The following is an 18,680-nucleotide window of genomic DNA, read 5'->3' on the forward strand; positions in this document are numbered from 1 at the left end:
GATGACCCAGTTTCCCGTTGGCGGCACGTCCGGCGCGCCTCGCCGCCCGATCCAGATCGGTGACCGGGCCGCCCGGGTCCTCGCCTCCGAGCTCGCCCGCCACGGCGGCCCCAAGACCGGCCTGGTGATCGGCGCGGCGGCCGGCTCCGCCGTCCTCGCCGCGGCGATCGACGCGCTGCTGCCCGACGACCGGCTGGCCGTGGTCGGCTCCGGGCCGGGCGCCGCGGCCGCCCTCCGTGAGCACGTCGAGCGGCAGGGCCGCTGGGTCGCCGAGCGCACCCGCGTGCTCGAGTCGCCCGACGCGGCCGAGCCCGCCGACGTGGTGATCCTCGCCGAGGCGCTCACCGGCGCCGCCGAGGACGCCCGCGAGGTGCTCGCCGGGCTGGCCAAGCTGGTGGCCGACGGCGGCGTGCTGACCGTGATGGTGCCGGCGACCCGGCTGCCCAGCGGCGCCGCCGACGAGGTCGAGCGGCAGGCCGCGCTCTACGGCGTCGGCAGCGACCTGGTCCTGCGCAACGTGCCGCCGATCCGCGTCCACCGGCTGCGGTACACCCCGGCCGACCACGCCACGGCGGCCAACCTGCTGCCCGCCATGCGCCCCTCCAGCGTGCCGCTCACCCGGGCCATGAACATCGACTCCAACGGCGTGGCCGCGGCCGGCATCGCGCTCGGCCTGGCGGCGCTGGCCAAGGCGGCCCGGCCGAAGTCGCGGCTGTGGCTGGTTCCGGCGCTGGCCGCGGCGCCGGTGGCGGCGTTCTTCCGCGACCCGCAGCGCGACGTGCCGGACGACCCGCGCTCCGTGGTGGCCGCGAGCGACGGCCGGGTGCTGGGCGTGGAGCGCATGGAGGACAAGCGCTTCGGCGACATGGAGTTCCTGCGGATCGCGGTCTTCCTGTCGGTCCTCGACGTGCACGTCAACCGCGCCCCGGTGGCCGGCAAGGTGATCGACTACTTCGTCGAGGACGGCGGCTACGCCGCGGCGATGCGGCCCGAGGCCGAGCACAACGTGGCGGCGTACACGCTGCTCGAGACCGCGCACGGCCCGGTGGCGGTCGTCCAGCGCACCGGCCTGATCGCCCGCCGGATCGTGCAGCGCGCCCCGATCGGCTCGCTGCTGGCCAAGGGTGAGCGCTTCGGCCTGATCCGCTTCGGCTCCCGCACCGACGTCTACCTCCCCGCCGACAAGGCGACGCCGCTGGTGGCCCCCGGCGACCGCGTCATCGGCGCCCAGACGGTCATCGCCAGGTGGACGGACTGAGCGAAACGGAAAGGGGCCCGCACCGTGCCGGTGCGGGCCCTTTTAGCTACAAGATCGTCAGGCGGCCTGGTGGCGGTGGCGCTGGAGCAGCCAGATCAGCGGCCCGCTGACCAGGTAGGCCAGCACGACCACGACGAACGTCATCCGGAAGTTGACCAGCGCGCCGATGACCGGCAGCACCAGCAGCCACGGCGGGAGCTTCGCCAGCCGGGCGAGCTTGGCATACGGGAAGCTGGAGACCATCGCCAGGCCGAGCAGCGCCACGCCGGCCACCCGCAGCACCGGCGGCATCTGCGGCGCGATGAGCGCGCTCAGGGCCAGCACCGCGGCGCACATCGTGGTCGGCACGCCGCAGAAGAAGCGGCCGTCCTTCGGCGAGACGTTGAAGCGGGCCAGCCGGATCGCCGCCGCGCCGGCGACCAGCGCACAGGCCGGGACCAGCAGGGCCGCCGGGGCCGAGCCGTTGAGCCAGGCGTAGACCACGACCGGGGCGGCCAGGCCGAACGAGCACATGTCGGCGAGCGAGTCCATCTGCGCGCCGAACGGGCTCGCGACGCCCAGGCGGCGGGCGAGGAAGCCGTCGAGGCCGTCGAAGACGACGCAGGCGATGAGCAGCGCGGCGGCCACCCGCACGTCACCGTGGTCGACCGCGATGAAGATCGCCGACAGGCCGAGCATCAGGCTGCTCAGGGTGCAGGCGTTGACCAGCGCGAAGCGGATGCGGCGGGCCGTCGTGTGCTCGCCGGGCAGCAGCGGGATCGACAGCGGTGCCGGCTCTTCCCGGACCGTGCGGGGCGTCGCGACCGGCGGGCTGACCGGCGCGAGCGACCGCGCGTCGGCGGCGAGGCCTCGTGACAGTCCGTCACGGCGTCGCATCCGCAGCCGCGGCAGCCGGGCCCGGCCGGTCCGGGCGTCGGTCTCGGCGGGGGGAATGAGCAGCGAGGTCGCGCCGGCGACATTGCCGTCGCCGCGGCGTCCGACGCGTCCGGCGAAGAGCACCTGGCGGGCCAGGGAGCCGCTGCGCCGCAGGCGTCCCGCCCATTGCCGGCCCCCTCCGGGGCGCGGACTATCCGTCGTGCGTCGTCGCTGCCAAGGTGCTCTCGGCACTGATCCTCCATGCAGGAACGGGGTTCCCACGGTCGCATTTCGGGGTCCTTTGACCCCGGTTGTCCGTTTCGCGAGCCCATCTCGCGATCTACACGATCGCATATCGGGTCGCAGTTGGCGATGGCTCAGATAGGAAACCGCCATCATAGGCGACCCGCGAAACTACTCCTGGTGGCTTCCCGTTAACCTATCGTCCAGTCTAACGAGGCCGGTCACTCCACCGTCGCGGGCCGGGCGATCGCCCACTGGACGACCTCGGTCATCGAAAGGCCGGCGAGCTCGCCCGGCATGAACCAGGCCGCGGCGGCGGTCGATCCGCCCGCCGCCTCGGTCACGCTCGGTGTCGACGGCTCGGGCACGAGCACGCGGTAGAGCGCCCGCACGGCGTGCCAGTTCATCGGGTACCCCTCCGGGCCGACCACCCCCAGGCTGCGCCGGTGGGTGACGCCCAGCAGCGCCACGATCTCGCCCCGCTGGCCGGTCTCCTCGTAGAGCTCGCGCAGCAGCGCCTCGGCCGGCTGCTCGCCGACGTCCGTGCCGCCGCCGGGGAGGTGCCAGCGCCCGGCGCCCGGGTATCCGGGTGCGATCTCGGTCAGCAGCACGCGCCCGGCCGGGTCGGTGACCAGCCCGTACGCCGCGAACCGCTGCCCCTTCGGCAGGTCCGCCTCGGCCGCGCCGTCGGCAGTCGTGACCGCGGCGGCCGACTCGCTCAGCACGACGTCGAACAGGACGCGGTCCTCGTGGCGGTCGGGGGTGATGAGGGCCTGAACGTCGTGTACCCCCGAAACCACCACCGGCAGCCCGGCCACCTCCCGGAACAGCCGGACCACCGCGGACGCCGGATTCTCCCCGTGCCGGATCGGCCCGCCGATCTCGTCGGTGGCGCCCGGCAGCCGCCCGTAGACCGTGATCACCCGTGCCCGCGTCATGTCGATCAGCGTAGGCCGACCCCGCGCAGCGCTTCCTCGGTGACCTCGGTCAATGGCAGCTCGTCGAGCTCGTCGGGGTCGAACCAGCGCGCGTCCGCGGTCGAGCCGCCGACGTCGTGGATGACCGGACGGGTGGAGCGGGCCACGTGGACGCGGTAGAAGGCGCGCACGCCGTGCCAGTCGATCGGGTAGCCCTCGGGGCCCAGCTGCGCCGCGTCGCGGTGGCTGGCCACGCCGAGCAGCTCGACGATCTTGCCTGCCTGGCCGGTCTCCTCGACCAGCTCGCGGATGAGCGCGACGCCGGGCTGCTCGCCGAAGTCGGTGCCGCCGCCGGGCAGGTGCCAGCTGCCGCCGCCGGGGTAGCCCTCGGCGACCTGGGTGAGCAGGACGCGGTTGCGCCGGTCGGTGCACACCGCGTAGGCGGCGAAGCGCTGCGCCCGGTGCAGGCCGTCGGGGCCGGGGACGGCGTAGAAGGAGGGCACCTCCGGGGTACCGTCCGGGCGAATGTCGGCCTCGGCGTCGGGCAGGCCGAGCGCGTCGGCGGTGAACCGGCGCAGCGGCAGCGCCTTGGCCTCCTCCAGGGTCACCCAGCGGGCCAGGTCGGTGGGCTGGCCGACCCGGTCGCGCAGCGAGCCGCCGCGCACGGTGACCGCGTAGATCAGCCGGTCGGTGTGGATGGTCAGCCCGCGGTTGGGCAGGGCGCGCATGTCGGCGAGCACGTCGCGCAGCCCGGACACGGCCACGGACACGCCGGTCTCGGCCGCGGTCTCGCGCACGACGGTGTCGACCGGGTTCTCACCGTGGTCGACCGCCCCGCCGGGCAACGACCACACGCCGGGCGTGCCGGCCCTGGCCGAGGCCCGCACGAGCAGGAAGCGGTCGCCGTCCGCGGCGACGCAGTAGGCCGCGATGCGCCGCAGCGGTTGTAGCGCTGGAGTCACGCCGATAAATTGTCCGGCTTTTCGGTACCGGTGCAAGAGTGACTAACCCCTGAAGGGGGATTCATTCCCATTCAATGGTGCCCGGCGGCTTGGATGTAACGTCCACGACCACGCGGTTGACCTCCCGGACCTCGTTTGTTATCCGGGTGGAAATCTTCGCGATCAGCTCGTGCGGCAGGCGGGACCAGTCGGCGGTCATCGCGTCGTCGCTGGAGACCGGGCGCAGCACGATCGGGTGGCCGTAGGTGCGGCCGTCGCCCTGCACCCCGACGCTGCGCACGTCGGCGAGCAGCACCACCGGGAACTGCCAGACGCTGCGGTCCAGCCCGGCCGCGGTGAGCTCCTCGCGGGCGATCAGGTCGGCGGCGCGCAGGATCGACAGCCGGTGCTCGTCGACCGCGCCGATGATCCGGATCGACAGGCCGGGCCCGGGGAACGGGTGGCGCATGACGATCTCCTCGGGCAGCCCGAGGGCGGCGCCGATCTGGCGCACCTCGTCCTTGAACAGCGTGCGCAGCGGCTCGACCAGGGCGAACTTCAGGTCCTCGGGCAGCCCGCCGACGTTGTGGTGCGACTTGATGTTGGCGGTGCCGGTGCCGCCGCCGGACTCCACGACGTCCGGATACAGCGTCCCCTGGACCAGGAACTCGATGTGCTCCTCGGCGTCGAGCTCGCGCGCCGCGGCCTCGAAGACCCGGATGAACTCCCGGCCGACGATCTTGCGCTTCCGCTCGGGGTCGGTCACCCCGGCCAGCGCGCCGAGGAACTGCGCGGAGGCGTCGACGACCTTGAGCGTGATGCCGGTGGCCGCGACGTAGTCCTTCTCGACCTGCTCCGCCTCGCCCGCGCGCAGCAGCCCGTGGTCGACGAACACGCAGGTGAGCTGCTCGCCGACGGCCCGGTGGACGAGGGCCGCGGCGACGGCCGAGTCGACGCCGCCGGACAGCGCGCAGAGCACCCGCTTGCGCCCGACCCGGGCCCGGATCGCCTCGACCTGCTCGTCGATGATGTTGTTGGAGGTCCAGGTGGGCTCGATGCCGGCGATGTCGTGCAGGAAGCGGCGCAGCACGTCCTGGCCGTGCGGGGTGTGCGCGACCTCGGGGTGGAACTGCACGCCGGCCAGCCGGCGGGCGGTGTCCTCGAACGCGGCGACCGGGGCGCCCGGCGAGCCGGCGGTGACCGTGAAGCCCTCGGGGGCGGCGGTGACGCAGTCGCCGTGGCTCATCCAGACCGACTGCTCGGCCGGCAGGTCGCGCAGCAGCACACCGCCCCCGCCGGTGACCGCCAGCGGGGTGCCGCCGAACTCGCGCAGCCCGGTGTGGGCGGCCTCGCCGTGCAGCGCCACGGCCATCGCCTGGAATCCGTAGCAGATGCCGAAGACCGGCACGCCCGCGCCGAACAGGGCCGGGTCGACCTGCGGCGCACCCTCTTCGTAGACCGACGACGGGCCGCCGGAGAGGATGATCGCCGCCGGGCGTTTGGCCAGCATGTCCGCGACCGGCATCGAGTGCGGCACGATCTCGGAGTAGACGTGCGCCTCGCGCACGCGGCGGGCGATCAGCTGGGCATACTGGGCGCCGTAGTCGACGACGAGAACCGGCGGCGGCGTGGTCATGCCGAAAAGCCTAATCGCAGCGCCGCGGGAGCCTCCGCCGGGACGGCCGGACGTGACGGAGCTATCGCCGCGACGGGGACATAAGGGGCACCCAGCTCGGGGCGGGGGTCGGGCTCGCCCCGGTTGGGCCACATCGACATCGCCCGCTCGGCCTGGGCGGCGATGGTCAGCGACGGGTTCACCCCCAGGTTGGCGCAGACCGCGGCCCCGTCGACCACGTGCAGCCCGGGATGGCCGTAGACGCGGTGGTACGCGTCGATCACCCCGGTCGCCGGCGAGTCCCCGATCGCCGCGCCGCCGAGGATGTGCGCGGTCAGCGGGATGTTGAACACCTCCGACCATGCGCCGCCGGGCAGCCCGCCGATCTCCTCGGCCAGCAGGCGGACCGCCTCGTTGCCGGCCGGGATCCACGACGGGTTGGGCTCGCCGTGCCCCTGCGTGGTCGTGAGCCGCGGCCGACCGGTCCACGACCGGCGGTAATGCACCTGGAGTGAGTTGTCGAGCGACTGCATGACCAACGCGATCACCGTCTGGTTCGACCAGCGGTACACCGAGAGCGCCCGCAGATGCCGGAGCGGATGGCGGAAGAACACCCCGAACCAGCGCAGCGGCCGCCACGGGCCGCCGTCGGTCAGCACCGTCTGCAGCAGGCCCATCGCGTTGGAGCCGGGCCCGTAGCGCACCGGCTCGATGTGCGTGTGGGCGTCCGGATGGAACGAGCTGGTGATCGCCACCCCGTCGGTGAAGTCCACGCCCTTGCGCAAGGATCTCGCGCCGACGATGGATTCGGAGTTGGTACGCGTGAGTGCGCCCAGCCGCGGCGAGAGCCCGGGGAGCGCGCCGCCGGCCCGCATCCGGTGCAGCAGCCGCTGGGTGCCCAGCGCCCCGGCGGCGAACACCACCTGCCCGGCCTCGAAGGTCAGCCGGCGGCGGCGCCGGTCGGTGCCCCGGGTCCGCACGAGGTAGCCGCCGCCCTCGGCGGGATGGACGGCGGTGACCGTGGTCAGCGCGAACACCTCGGCGCCGAGCCGCTCGGCGAGGTACAGATAGTTCTTGACCAGGGTGTTCTTCGCGCCGACCCGGCAGCCGGTCATGCACGCGCCGCAGTGCTCGCAGGACTGGCGCAGCGGGCCGGCGCCGCCGAAGTAGGGGTCGCGGCCGGACTCGCCGAAGTGCACCGCGACCGGCGTGGGGTGGTAGGTGTGCCCGACGCCCATGCGCTCGGCGACCGCCCGCATGGCCCGGTCGGCGCCGGTCGTGCGGGCGTAGGTCGTCGCGCCGAGCATGCGTTCGGCCTGGTCGTAGCACGGCTCCAGCTCGGATCGCCAGTCGGCGATGCCGCGCCACTGCGGGTCGTCGTAGAAGGGCTGGGGCGGGCGGTACAGCGTGTTGGCGTACACCAGCGAGCCGCCCCCGACGCCGGCCCCGGCCAGCACGAGGACGTTGCGCAGCATGGTGATCCGCTGGATGCCGTAGCAGCCCAGCGCCGGCGCCCACAGGAAGCGCCGGGCGTCCCACGAGGTCCTGGGCAGCTCGTCGTCGGCGAAGCGCCGGCCGGCCTCCAGCACGGCGACGGAGTACCCCTTCTCGGCCAGCCGCAGCGCGGTCACGCTGCCGCCGAAGCCGGAACCGATCACGACGACGTCGTAGCGCATGGCCCCATAGTGACTCACGAGTAACTTACCCGGAAGACCCTTCGGTTTCCGTGCCGTTCTGCGGCAGACTGGTCAACTATGGCGAGACTTCCCGGCGGGCTGTCCGTCTGGCGTGGCCGGCGGTTGCTGGGGAACCCGGCCGTGCCGCCGCCACCCGCATTACCGAGCGTCGATGCCGGAAACCACGGCGCGCTGCACTCCCTGATGCTGGACGCGATCAAGTACGCCGATGTCCCACCGCCGCGCTCGGTCCACCTCGGCGGCACCGCCGAGGTGCGCACCGGCGGCGGGGTGCTCGTCATCGGGCTGCCGCTGGTCTGGGGCCTGTCCGCCGACCAGCTGCGGGTGCTGCTGACCCACGAGCTGGCCCTGCCCGCCTCCCGCCACCCGGACCTGGTCCGCGGGCTGCTCGAGGCCCGGCGGCGCAAGCCCGGCTCCGACGCGGCGGCGGAGCGGCACGAGCGGCTGCTGGCCGCGACCGAGTCGCTGCGCGCCGAGGCCGAGCAGGTGCGCGACGCGGCGGCGGTGACCGCGGCCGGCGGGGGGCTGTCCGCGGTCGAGGACGCGGCCCGGGCGCTGCTGCGCGCGGCCGCGGTCCGCGGCGCGTTCACCGCCTTCGCCGCCGCGCCGCTCGCGGCCGGCGCGATCTCGGCCGGCTCGACCGGCGGGCTGCCGCCCGCCCCGCTGCGGGCCCAGGACCTGCACGCCGGCTGGCGGCTGCGGCTGGAGCGCTGGGGCGCCCCCGCCTACGACACCTCGACGCTCCCCGAGGAGGTGGCCGCCCGGCACCCGGGCCTGGCCGAGGAGCTGCGCACCCTGGCACCGGCCGGCGCGGGGCCGCTGGTGGCGCTCGACCCGGGCGCGGTGGCGATCGACGAGCTGGGGCCGGCCGCCGCGCGGACCCTCGCCGCCGATGCGCTGCCCGCCACCGAGGGCGAGTGGGTGCGCTTGGCCGACCTGCCGGTGGAGGCCTACCTGCCCGACGTCGAGCGGCGCGCCCGCGGCTACGTCGAGGCGGTCAGCGCGGTGCTCGGCCGGGCCCCGGACGGCCGCGACGAGCTGGCCGGCACACTGCTGCGCCGCCCGGTCGACGTGGAGCGGGCCCGCCGCGGGCTGCCGGCCGGCGACGACGCGGAGGACGCCGCCGCGCCGCCGTGGATGGGCGCGGCGCTGCTGGCCGTCGTCGTGGAGTACACCCTGCTGCGCAAGGGCTGGCGGCGCGAGCATCCGCTGCTGCCCCGCCGGCTCACCGGCCCCGGCGACGAGGGCGTGCTCGACCTCAACGAGCTGGTCCGCAGCGACCCCGCCGGCCTGCGCGCCCACCTCGGGTAGCACCTGGTCAGAGGGTCAGCGCCGGGTTCTGGGCCAGCTCGGCGGGGTGGACGACCAGGTAGCCGTTCGGCCCGCGCTGCTCGACGACGCCCGCGGCGAGCTGGTTGACGCCGTTGCCGTCGAAGCGGATGCCGTTCCACGGCATGATCGTCTGGGTGGCCGGCAGCGTCACCTGCTGGACCGCGTTGCGCACGGCCTGCTTGCTGTAGTCGGCGGACTGGTCCATCGCCACCGCCAGCACCAGCGTGGCCATGAACGCGTCCGCGGCCACCTCGGTCAGCTTGGTGTGGAACGCCTGCTCGTACATCGCGCCGACGACCTGGGCGATCGGGTCGCGCCCGGCGAACTCGTTGGACCAGCCGGCGGCCCGCAGCGCGGCCGGGCTCTTCACCCCGTCGAGCGCGGAGGCGGCCGGGCCGATCGCGATCACCGGCGCCGTGCCCTTGAGCTTGACGGCGAGCTCGTTGGCGGCGCTCGCCTCGGCCGGGCTGGTCACGATCGCGAACACCGCGTCGCCCTTGGCCACCTGCTCGGCGCTGTCGGCGGCCGCGCCGCCGGACAGCGGCAGGATGCTGTTCTTGCCGGCCACCTCGTAGCCGGCCGCCCGGCTGAGATCCTCGATCGAGTTCTTGAGACTGTTAGCCTCGTCACCGAGCGGGCCGGTGGGCGAGCCGGCGGCGGTGACGATGCGCTTGTACTGCCCGGGCGTGTCCCGCTGCCGGTAGAGCAGGTCGAGCGCGGTGGTGACCAGCCGCCGGTCGCTGGGCTGGATCCGGAAGTGGCCGACCCGGTTGAGGTCGCCGAAGGTGTCCGCGGTGCTCAGCGCGTCGACCAGGGAGACGCCGAGCAGGTCGGTGACCCGGCCGGTAGGCAGCGCCACGTCGATCGTGTCGGCCAGCACCAGCCCCCGGGCGCCCTCGTCGACCAGGCGGGTGGCTTCCTTCTCCACCTTCTCCGGCGCGCCCTCGGTGTTGCCGGTGATCAGCGTCAGCTTCGTGCCGTCGCGCAGGCCGGCCCCCGGGCCCAGCGGCAGGGGCAGCGGCACGGCCGGGACGTCGCGGTTGACCAGCTCGATCGCGAGCTTCGCACCCAGCGTGGCCTGCTGGCCGAGGGCGGCGTTGTTGCCGCTGGTCGGCACGAGCAGCCCGATCGCGATGGTGCCGGGCGCGGTCGCGGCCGGCTGCGGATCGCCGGTGCACGCCGACACGAGGAGCGCCGATGCCAGCCCCACAGCGGTGGCGGCGGCCCGGAGGGCCCGGGTGAGCACGGCGAATGACTCCTTGCGGCGGGCGGTACGGCGAACGGCCGTATCCTTCCTGTCCGATCAATGGGTAGCAAGCCCGGTGTCCGGCTTCGAGTAATGTGACCTGCGCCACTATGACGCGGTTGGACAGGAGTCGCAACCCTGGTTTGATAAGGGCCGCACGCTGCTCAGGCAGCGCGATGACGCATGCGAGAGGTGTGGAGGGTGCAGACCTTCGCTTCGCCGCCTTCCTCGAGGGCCCCGGCCGTCGTGATGAAGGTGAACAGCCATCGCCGCAGGCGGCCGGGGGAGCCGCCGCGGCGCAGCGCATCGCTGTTCCGGGTGCGCGACTGGCGCGTGCCCACGAAGCTCGCCGCCGTCCTCGTGCTGCCCGCCGTCGCGTTCCTCGTCATCGCCGGCGTGCAGATCAACCTCTCCGTCCAGGACGCCTCAAAGCTGGACCAGTTCGCCCAGGGAGTCAAGGTCGGCCGCCAGCTGACCGAGCTCATCCACCAGCTGCAGCTGGAGCGGGACCGCACGGCCGGGTTCCTCGGCCGCACCAGCACCGCCTCCGCGCCGATCGGCCCCTCCGCCGCCACGGAGGATCTCGCCGCCAGCTACGCCTCCACCGACGCCGCCCTGCAGTCGTTCTCCGCGGTGGCCCGCCCGCTGCTGCGCAACCCGATCTTCAGCGGGACCCGCAACCGGGTCACCGCCGACTTCCAGGACCTGGCCCTCGTGCGCGCCGGCGTGAAGTCCCGCTGGCTGCGCGAGGAGGCCGCGTTCGATCAGTACTCGGTCACCATCCAGCACCTGTTCGACCTGGTGCCGGACCGCCCGGACATCGGCGGCGACTCCGAGTCGGTGCGCGAGGTCGCCTCGCTGCTCGACCTCGCCCAGGCCAAGGAGCTCAAGGACCAGCTGCGCGGACGGATCTTCGCCGCGGCCAGCGCCCGCAAGTTCGCGCCCGACGACTTCGAGACGTTCTCGGAGATCCAGGCCCGGCAGGTGGCCGCGGTCGAGCGGTTCCGCAGCACGGCGAGCCCGCGCCACCTCGCCCTCTACGACCGCAACCTGCGCCAGTCCGCCGTGTCCACGGTGGCCCGGCTCCAGCAGGACATCATCTCGCGGTCCCGGGGCGCCGAGGTGGGCGTGACCGCCGAGGACTGGTGGCTGGCCAGCACCACGGAGCTGGACTACCTGCGCAGCATCGAGAAGGAGATGCTGGAGGACGCCATCAAGGGCTCCGCCGACCGCAGTACCGACCAGCGCACCAACGCGATCGTCGCGGTCTCCGCGATCGTGCTGGTCATGCTGCTGGCCCTGCTGCTGTCCTGGCTGATCGGCCGGTCGATGGCCCGCTCGCTGCGCCAGCTGCGGGCCCAGGCGCTCGACGTGGCCCAGCACCGGCTGCCCGAGGCGATCCAGCGGCTGCGAAACCTGCCGCGCGGCGAGACGGTCACCGTCGACACCACGACCAGGGTGCGTTCGTCCGACGAGATCGGCGAGGTGGCGGACGCGTTCACTGCCGTGCACCGCAGCGCGGTCAGCCTGGCCGTCGAGCAGGCGGTCATGCGGCGCAACGTCAACGCGATGTTCGTCAACCTGGCCCGCCGCTCACAGACGCTCGTCGAGCGCCAGCTGCAACTGCTCGACCACCTGGAGTCGGCCGAGACCGACCCGGAGCAGCTGGCCAACCTGTTCCGGCTGGACCACCTGGCCACCCGCATGCGCCGCAACGACGAAAACCTGCTGGTCCTCGCCGGCAGCGAGGCGACCCGGCGGTGGGCGCAGCCGGTGTCGCTGTCGGCGGTCATGCTCGCGGCGATGGCGGAGATTGAGCAGTACGCCCGGATTCGCCACGATGTGTCCAACGATGTCTACATCGTCGGGCATGCCGTCTCCGACGTGGTGCACCTCTTCGCCGAGCTGCTGGAGAACGCGACGACCTTCTCCCCGCCCGACACGGTGGTCACCGTCACCGGCTGGCCCGCCCAGCAGGCCCGCGAGGCGACGATCGTCATCGAGGACAAGGGCATCGGGATGACCGAGTCCGGCCTCATCGAGGCCAACGAGCGGGTCTCCAGCCCGATCGCCATCGACGTGGCCGCCTCGGAGCGGATGGGCCTGGTCGTGGTCGGCCACCTCGCCGACCGGCACGGCGTCTCGGTGCGGCTCACCGCCAGCGACGACGGCGTCACCGCCTACGTGACCCTGCCGGCCCGCCTCCTCGCCGCCCCGGCCGAGGGCGTGGGCCTCTACGGCAACGCCGCCAACCGGCTCGCGGGCGCGGCGCGGCTGCCGATCCCGGTGGACGACCCGGCCGCGGCCCCGGACGGCATGGCGGCCGCCGACTCGCCGACCGGGGCGTTCGCCGCGCTGCCCGCCCTGCCCTCGACCGCCCCCGAGGACGGCGAGGAGAGCCCGCAGCCGGTCTCCGGGGTGCCCGCGGTCGCCGCGCCGCCGCTGCCCGACATCCCGCCCGCGGTCACCACCTGGCCGGTGGCCGCGGAGGCCGCCGAGCCGGCCAACGGTGCCGCGGACCGCACCGCCCCTGTCTCGGGCGCCCCGGTCTCCGCCGCCCCGGTGTCGGCGGCTCCGGTGTCGGCCGTCCCCGTCTCGGCCGCGCCTGTCTCGGCGGCACCCGTCTCGGCGGCACCGGTTTCCGCCGCTCCGGTTTCCGCCAGTCCCGTCTCCACCGCGCCGGTGTCGGCGGCGCCCGCCTCGGCGCCGCCGGCGAACGGGGCCGCGACCAACGGCGGACCGGCCACCGCGGCCGCCCGGCGCGGCGCGGCGCGCGCCGAGGACATCCTGGGCGCCGCGGCGCGGGGCAACCTCCCGGCCGCCGCCAAGGGCGGCACCCGCTGGTGGTCGCGGGGCGGGGGGAGCAGCGAGACGCCCGCCCGGCCCACCTCGGCGATCCCGGCGCAGCCCGAGCCGGTAACGGCCGGGACCAGCAGCGCCGGCCTGCCGATCCGCGTGCCGCAGGCGCAACTGCCGGGCGACCCCACCGGACGGATCCCCGCCGATGAGACGCCGGCCGTAACGGTCACCCACACCGAGCCGGATCCGGCTAGCGTGGGCAGCATGCTCACCCGGTTCTACAGCGGCGTGCACCGCGCCGCGAACGAGGACGAGGTCCCCACGGTGCCGATCAACGAACATCGAGGGAGCACGGCGTGACCCTGAGCCAACAAGCGCGGGACCTGAGCTGGCTGATCAACGCGTTCACCGAGCGGGTGCCCGGCATCGCCCATGCGGTGGTGGTGTCCTCCGACGGCCTGCTGGTGGCCGTCTCGGAGCATCTGCCCCGCGACAGCGCCGACCAGCTGGCCGCGGTCACGTCCGGCTTGGTGAGCGTCACCAGCGGCGCCGCGCGCATCTTCGACGGCGACGAGGTCAAGCAGACCGTGGTCGAGATGGGCCAGGGCTTCTTCCTGGTCATGTCGATCCGCGACGGCTCGATCCTGGCCACGCTGGCCGGCCGCGAGGCCGACATCGGCGTGGTCGGCTACGAGATGGCCCGCCTGGCCAAGCAGGCGGGCGAGATGCTGACCCCGGCCTTGCGCGCGGAACTCCAGCAGGCCCTCCCCCGCTGACCCGCACCCGCGCCACAGCCCAACGCCGACCGGCGGTGACGGTGATCACGGCGCCCCGCGCGAAGCAGCAACAGGGCCCTGCCCGCTGAGTCACTCCTTCGTCCGGCCCGGGCCCCTCGGCCCGGGCCCGAGCCCGATCGGCGCGACGATCGGGGGCCTCTCCCGGCTTCGCCGGCTCCGCCATGTTGACGCCGCGCTCGGCGAGCCGCCGACGGGCCGCACGGGGAAGCACCCGGCAGGCGGATCAAGCAGGAGGCCGCGAAGACGCGAACGGGCCCGGCAGGCCGGGCCCGTGGCGTGAGCGGCGTTACTTGTCCAGGATCAGGCCGACCTTCTGGAACTCCTTCAGGTCGCGGTATCCGCACTTGGCCATGGCCCGGCGCAGGCCGCCGAACAGGTTGAGCGCGCCGTCCGGGTCCTCGGACGGGCCGTAGAGCACCTTCTCCAGGCTGCCCAGGGCCGGCTCCGCCGAGCCGAACGAGCCGCGCGGCAGCTTCGGGTGGCTCGCCGCCGAGTGCCACCACGCGCCGCCGGCCGGGGCCGACTCGCTGCGCGACAGCGGCTCGCCGACCATGACCGCGTCGGCGCCGCAGCCCAGGGCCTTGGCGATGTCGCCCGAGGTCTGGATGTTGCCGTCGGCGATGATGTGCACGTATCGGCCGCCGGTCTCGTCCAGATAGTCGCGGCGGGCGTCGGCGGCGTCGGCGATCGCGGTCGCCATCGGCACCCGGATGCCGAGCACGCGGTCGGTGGTCGACCACTCGTCGGCGCCGATGCCCACGATCACGCCGGCGGCGCCGGTGCGCATCAGGTGCAGCGCGGTCTGGTAGTTGGTGCAGCCGCCGACAATGACCGGCAGGTCGAGGTCGGCGATGAACTCCTTGAGGTTGAGCGGCTCGTCGGTGGTCGAGACGTGCTCGGCCGAGACGAGCGTGCCCTGGATGACCAGGATGTCGACGCCGGCGTCGAGGATCACCGGGGCCAGGGCGAGCGTGTGCTGCGGCGACACCCGCACCGCGACCGTGACCCCGCCGTCGCGGATCTCCTTGACCCGCTCGCCGATCAGCTCGGGCTTGATCGGCTCCGCGTAGACCTCCTGCAGGCGGGCCGTGGCCGGGGCCTCGTCATCGAGGCCGGCCAGCTCCTCCAGGATCTTGGTGGGGTCCGTGTACCGCGTCCAGAGCCCCTCGACGTTGAGCACGCCCAGGCCGCCGAGCTTGCCCAGCGCGACGGCCGTGGCCGGGCTCATCGTGGCGTCGGACGGGTGCGCCACGCAGGGGATCTTGAATGGATACGCGTCGAGCTGCCAGTTCGTGGAAACGTCGTCGACGTCGCGGGTGCGGCGCGTCGGGACGATCGCGATGTCGTCCAGGTGGTAGCCACGCCGGGCGTTCTTGCTCAGCCCGATCTCGACCACGTCACGCATTGTCAGCTCCTGTTGAATTCGGGGTGTACTACTTCCCGCTACCGGGAGTGGTAGTTCGGTGCCTCGACCGTCATCTGGATGTCGTGCGGGTGGCTCTCCTTGAGCCCCGCGGCGGTGATCCGGATGAGCCGGCCGCGCTCGTGCATGTCGGGGACGGTGGCGGCGCCGACGAAGCCCATGCCCGAGCGCAGCCCGCCGACCAGCTGGTGAACCATCCCGGCGAGCGGGCCGCGGTAGGGCACCTGCCCCTCGATGCCCTCGGGGACCAGCTTGTCGTCGGAGAGCACGTCGTCCTGGAAGTAGCGGTCCTTGGAGTAGGAGCGCGCCTGGCCGCGGGACTGCATGGCGCCGAGGGAGCCCATGCCGCGATACGACTTGTACTGCTTGCCGTTGATGAAGATCAGGTCGCCCGGGCTCTCCTCGCAGCCGGCCAGCAGGCTGCCCAGCATCACGGTGTCGGCGCCGGCCACGATGCCCTTGGCGATGTCGCCGGAATACTGCACGCCGCCGTCGGCGATCACCGGCACGCCGAGCGGGCGGCAGGCGCGGGCGGCCTCCATGATCGCGGTGATCTGCGGCACACCCACCCCGGCAACCACCCGGGTGGTGCAGATCGAGCCGGGCCCGACGCCGACCTTGACCGCGTCGGCGCCGGCCTCGGCGAGCGCCTTGGCGCCCTCGTAGGTGGCCACGTTGCCGCCGACGACGTCGACCGAGGTCTCCTTCTTCAGCCGGACGACCATGTCCACCACCTGGCGGTTGTGCCCGTGCGCGGTGTCCACCATGACGATGTCCAGGCCGGCGTCGATGAGCGTGCGGGCCCGCTTGTAGGAGTCGTCGCCGACGCCCACCGCGGCGGCGACCCGCAGCCGGCCGGCCTCGTCCTTGGTGGCGTGCGGGAACTTCTCGCTCTTGGAGAAATCCTTCACGGTGATCAGGCCGCGCAGCTTGCCCGAGCCGTCGACGATCGGCAGCTTTTCCACCTTGTGCTTGCGCAGCAGGGTGAGCGCCTCGTCCTTGCTCACCCCGACCGGCGCGGTGACCAGCGGGGCGACCGTCATGATGTCGCGCACCCGGGTGGTCGGGTCGGAGACGAAGCGCATGTCACGGTTGGTGACGATGCCCACGAGCTGGCTCTCGGCGTCGGTGACCGGCACGCCGGAGATGCGGTAGCGGCCGCACAGCGCGTCGACCTCGCCGACCGTGGCGTCGGGCGAACAGGTGATCGGGTTGGTGACCATGCCGGCCTCCGACCGCTTGACCAGGTCGACCTGCTGCGCCTGGTCCTCGATCGACAGGTTGCGGTGCAGGGTGCCGATGCCGCCCTGCCGCGCCATGGCGATCGCCATCCGTGCCTCGGTCACGGTGTCCATGGCGCTGGACACGAGCGGTATCCGGAGGGTGATGTTGCGGGTGACCTGGCTCGACGTGTCTACGCCGCTGGGCACCACGTCCGATTCGCCCGGTAGCAGCAGCACGTCGTCGAAGGTCAGGCCCAGAGGCAGCACGTCAGGTCGCGAGAAGTCCATGAAGCGCATCCCAGCTCTCGGTCGTCCGGCGGGTGCGTCTCATCGTACTTCCGACCGGGCGGCGCACCCTCCCGCCATGGTCGGTCCGTGCCCGGGCCCACACCGAGGGCGTTTGGGGCTACCGTTGAGGCGTGCACGAAGAGCCCATCGACCCGTTCGCCGGAGACCCGGCCGACCCCTCGGCCGAGCTCGACGACAGCGGGAGTGACGACCCGTTGACCGCCGCCGAGCGCCAGGACGTTCTCGAGGACCTTGCGGACCTCGAGATCTACCAGGCGCTGCTCACGGCGATCGGCGTCCGTGGGCTGGTCATCGAGTGTGAGGACTGCCACGAGCCGCACTACTTCGACTGGGATCTGCTGCGGGGCAACCTGAAGCACCTGCTCACTTCCGGCCGCCCCCGCGTGCACGAGCCCGCCTTCGACCCCGATCCCGACCATTACGTCACGTGGGAGTACGCGCGGGGTTACGCTGACGGAGTCCACGACGCATTGGCGAGCGCGACCGACGACAACGAAGGCTGATCAGGTCTCCGTTTAGGTTTCACGCGCGGCGGGTACCGGCTGCGGCATGCCCCCGATGGCCCGCAGCGTCGCTAGCTCACGAGCCCGGCACGGAATGCCGCCGCTACGGCGTGTGCCCGGTCGCGTGCGCCGAGTTTCCGGAACAGCCGGCGAGCGTGCGTCTTGACCGTGTCCTCGGAGACGAACAGCTCCCGCCCGATCTCGGCGTTGCTCTTGCCGTCCGCCATACCACGCAACACCTGCAGCTCCCGCTCGGTGAGCTCCACGCGCCGGCGGGGCGGCTCACCCGCGACGTCACCGCGCTGCTGCGGTACCCCGGCACCGGTCACCCGGGCGTTGGGCACGCCGACCGCCGTCCGCGCGGCGCCCGGCAGCCCGCGGCCGGCCGGCAGCATGCCGCCCGCCGCCTGGGTCGGGGCGCCCACCCGCGCCTGCAGCACCGGCTCGCCGTTGCCGCGGCCCACCTGGCTGAGCACCAGCAGCACCGCCTTCGCGAGCGTCGTCACGGGGTCGGCCGTGTCGACGCGCAGGACCGCCCTGGCGCCGGCCGCGATCGCCGCGGCGGCGGCCCGTGGCTCCTCCGTGCCGAAGAACACCACCGTCGCGCCCGGCGCCACGGCCAGGACGCGGCGGGAGAACTCCGCGCTGTCGGGCCGGGCGAGCGTCGGGTCCGCCAGCACCAGGTCGGCCTGCTGCTCGCTGAGCCGCGCCAGGGCCTCGACCATCGTGACGGCGGTCCGCACCGCGTGTGCCACTCCCAGTCTGGCCGCGGCTGCGGCAACCGTCTGTGCCGCGACCTGTGTTCGCACACACACCAAAATCGTACGCACCGTCGTACTCCTCTCTCTCAAAGAGAGAAACACGAAATGGCGAGATCGGGACGTGGTTTCGCCGCGATTGGCCTGCCAGAAATTGACCGACGACATGCCGTTACCTGTGGCGGTCTCGCGCGTTGTACAGAGTTTGTGCGACGGGCGAATTCCAGGCCGCACGCCTGGAAGGAGGAGCGAATGACGAATGTGACTCGCCTGCCCGGTCCGATCGCGGACGTTTGGGACTGGCAGCGGCTCGGCCTGTGCCGCGGACGGGACAGCGCCCAGTTCTTCCACCCCGACGGCGAACGCGGCGCGTCGCGCGGCCGGCGGGAGACCGCCGCCAAGAACGTGTGCCGGGCCTGCCCGGTGCGGGCCGAGTGCGCCGCCCAGGCGCTGACCACGCGGGAGCCGTACGGCGTGTGGGGCGGCTTCACCGAGGGCGAGCGGCTGCGGCTGCTGGCGCTGGGCTGGGAGGACGCCGCGGACCGCGGGCGCTCCCGGGTGGACGTCGCACGGCTGGAGGCCAAGCTGGGCCTGCGCCCGGCCCCGCCGATGCCGGCGGCCGCCGCCGCGGCCGCGGCACAGCAGGCGCTGCGCACCGTGTCCGGGCGTCCGGGCCCGACCCACCCGGCGCCCGGCGTGCCGTCCCAGCGGCGCCCGCACATCGCGGCCGGGACGGCCCGGTCGCGCACCGCGGCCCGGTGAAG

General features: G+C 73.5%; 14 protein-coding genes and 1 pseudogene. 6 read left to right on the forward strand and 9 right to left on the reverse strand.

Features of this window, described 5'->3' with window-relative positions; translation table 11 throughout:
• Position 1: 1 nt before the first annotated feature.
• Positions 2-1,258, forward strand: a complete 1,257-nt coding sequence (locus tag ACQPXD_RS51625) for a phosphatidylserine decarboxylase (protein WP_432831801.1) — start codon at positions 2-4, stop codon at positions 1,256-1,258.
• Between the two features lie 57 nt (positions 1,259-1,315).
• On the opposite strand, the gene ACQPXD_RS51630 is transcribed toward ACQPXD_RS51625, so the two are convergent.
• The 5 genes from ACQPXD_RS51630 to ACQPXD_RS51650 all read right to left on the reverse strand — a co-directional run bounded on the left by ACQPXD_RS51630 (position 1,316) and on the right by ACQPXD_RS51650 (position 7,505).
• Positions 1,316-2,287: a CDP-alcohol phosphatidyltransferase family protein gene (locus ACQPXD_RS51630; RefSeq protein ID WP_432844272.1), complete on the reverse strand. Its 972-nt coding sequence runs from the start codon at positions 2,285-2,287 to the stop codon at positions 1,316-1,318.
• A 290-nt stretch (positions 2,288-2,577) separates the two neighbouring features.
• A complete protein-coding gene (locus ACQPXD_RS51635; RefSeq protein WP_432831803.1) occupies positions 2,578-3,294 on the reverse strand; it encodes an NUDIX hydrolase in 717 nt (238 codons plus the stop codon).
• Between the two features lie 5 nt (positions 3,295-3,299).
• Positions 3,300-4,235 (reverse strand): NUDIX domain-containing protein, encoded by a 936-nt coding sequence (locus ACQPXD_RS51640; RefSeq protein WP_432831805.1) that lies wholly within the window; start codon positions 4,233-4,235, stop codon positions 3,300-3,302.
• A 61-nt stretch (positions 4,236-4,296) separates the two neighbouring features.
• A complete protein-coding gene (guaA, locus tag ACQPXD_RS51645; protein WP_432831806.1) occupies positions 4,297-5,850 on the reverse strand; it encodes a glutamine-hydrolyzing GMP synthase in 1,554 nt (517 codons plus the stop codon).
• A complete protein-coding gene (locus ACQPXD_RS51650; protein WP_432831808.1) occupies positions 5,847-7,505 on the reverse strand; it encodes an FAD-dependent oxidoreductase in 1,659 nt (552 codons plus the stop codon). Before ACQPXD_RS51650 ends, guaA begins: the two co-directional genes overlap by 4 nt.
• A gap of 78 nt (positions 7,506-7,583) precedes the next feature.
• Here ACQPXD_RS51650 and ACQPXD_RS51655 point away from each other — a divergent pair, with 78 nt between their 5' ends.
• The gene (locus ACQPXD_RS51655) at positions 7,584-8,837 is read left to right on the forward strand and encodes a hypothetical protein (protein WP_432831810.1); all 1,254 of its coding nucleotides are present in this window, start codon (positions 7,584-7,586) and stop codon (positions 8,835-8,837) included.
• Between the two features lie 7 nt (positions 8,838-8,844).
• On the opposite strand, the gene ACQPXD_RS51660 is transcribed toward ACQPXD_RS51655, so the two are convergent.
• Positions 8,845-10,104 carry an ABC transporter substrate-binding protein gene (locus tag ACQPXD_RS51660; RefSeq protein WP_432831812.1) on the reverse strand — a complete coding sequence of 420 codons (1,260 nt, stop codon included), beginning with the start codon at positions 10,102-10,104 and terminating at the stop codon, positions 8,845-8,847.
• Between the two features lie 318 nt (positions 10,105-10,422).
• Between ACQPXD_RS51660 and ACQPXD_RS51665 the strand changes: the two genes are divergently transcribed.
• Both ACQPXD_RS51665 and ACQPXD_RS51670 read left to right on the forward strand, forming a co-directional pair.
• Positions 10,423-13,263, forward strand: a complete 2,841-nt coding sequence (locus ACQPXD_RS51665; protein WP_432831814.1) for a nitrate- and nitrite sensing domain-containing protein — start codon at positions 10,423-10,425, stop codon at positions 13,261-13,263.
• Positions 13,260-13,679 (forward strand): roadblock/LC7 domain-containing protein, encoded by a 420-nt coding sequence (locus ACQPXD_RS51670; protein WP_432831816.1) that lies wholly within the window; start codon positions 13,260-13,262, stop codon positions 13,677-13,679. The genes ACQPXD_RS51665 and ACQPXD_RS51670 overlap by 4 nt, the downstream gene beginning before the upstream one ends.
• A 307-nt stretch (positions 13,680-13,986) precedes the next feature.
• Here ACQPXD_RS51670 and ACQPXD_RS51675 read toward each other — a convergent pair whose 3' ends face one another.
• Together ACQPXD_RS51675 and guaB are read right to left on the reverse strand one after the other, a co-directional pair.
• On the reverse strand, positions 13,987-15,105 hold the full coding sequence (locus ACQPXD_RS51675; RefSeq protein ID WP_432831818.1) for a GuaB3 family IMP dehydrogenase-related protein: 1,119 nt from the start codon (positions 15,103-15,105) through the stop codon (positions 13,987-13,989).
• A 38-nt stretch (positions 15,106-15,143) separates the two neighbouring features.
• A complete protein-coding gene (guaB, locus tag ACQPXD_RS51680) occupies positions 15,144-16,643 on the reverse strand; it encodes an IMP dehydrogenase (protein ID WP_432831820.1) in 1,500 nt (499 codons plus the stop codon).
• 122 nt (positions 16,644-16,765) lie between these two features.
• Here guaB and ACQPXD_RS51685 point away from each other — a divergent pair, with 122 nt between their 5' ends.
• The gene (locus ACQPXD_RS51685; protein ID WP_432831822.1) at positions 16,766-17,158 is read left to right on the forward strand and encodes a DUF5319 domain-containing protein; all 393 of its coding nucleotides are present in this window, start codon (positions 16,766-16,768) and stop codon (positions 17,156-17,158) included.
• Between the two features lie 71 nt (positions 17,159-17,229).
• Here the strand turns inward: ACQPXD_RS51685 and ACQPXD_RS51690 are convergent, their stop codons facing one another.
• On the reverse strand, positions 17,230-17,988 hold the full coding sequence (locus tag ACQPXD_RS51690; protein ID WP_432831824.1) for a helix-turn-helix transcriptional regulator: 759 nt from the start codon (positions 17,986-17,988) through the stop codon (positions 17,230-17,232).
• A gap of 180 nt (positions 17,989-18,168) precedes the next feature.
• On the opposite strand from ACQPXD_RS51690, the pseudogene ACQPXD_RS51695 reads away from it, so the two are divergent.
• Positions 18,169-18,534: pseudogene (locus ACQPXD_RS51695) on the forward strand (WhiB family transcriptional regulator); the annotation flags it as partial.
• Between the last annotated feature and the right edge of the window lie 146 nt (positions 18,535-18,680).

It is taken from the genome of Dactylosporangium sp. CA-092794, assembly GCF_050948465.1.
Classification (GTDB): Bacteria; Actinomycetota; Actinomycetes; order Mycobacteriales; family Micromonosporaceae; genus Dactylosporangium.

Bases quoted from the DNA above. Each gene is read 5' to 3' on its own strand.
- ACQPXD_RS51625 (WP_432831801.1), top strand. From the start codon at position 2: ATGACCCAGTTTCCCGTTGGCGGCACGTCCGGCGCGCCTCGCCGCCCG.
- ACQPXD_RS51635 (WP_432831803.1), bottom strand. From the start codon at position 3,294: ATGACGCGGGCACGGGTGATCACGGTCTACGGGCGGCTGCCGGGCGCC.
- guaA (WP_432831806.1), bottom strand. From the start codon at position 5,850: ATGACCACGCCGCCGCCGGTTCTCGTCGTCGACTACGGCGCCCAGTAT.
- ACQPXD_RS51650 (WP_432831808.1), bottom strand. From the start codon at position 7,505: ATGCGCTACGACGTCGTCGTGATCGGTTCCGGCTTCGGCGGCAGCGTG.
- ACQPXD_RS51655 (WP_432831810.1), top strand. From the start codon at position 7,584: ATGGCGAGACTTCCCGGCGGGCTGTCCGTCTGGCGTGGCCGGCGGTTG.
- ACQPXD_RS51675 (WP_432831818.1), bottom strand. From the start codon at position 15,105: ATGCGTGACGTGGTCGAGATCGGGCTGAGCAAGAACGCCCGGCGTGGC.
- guaB (WP_432831820.1), bottom strand. From the start codon at position 16,643: ATGCGCTTCATGGACTTCTCGCGACCTGACGTGCTGCCTCTGGGCCTG.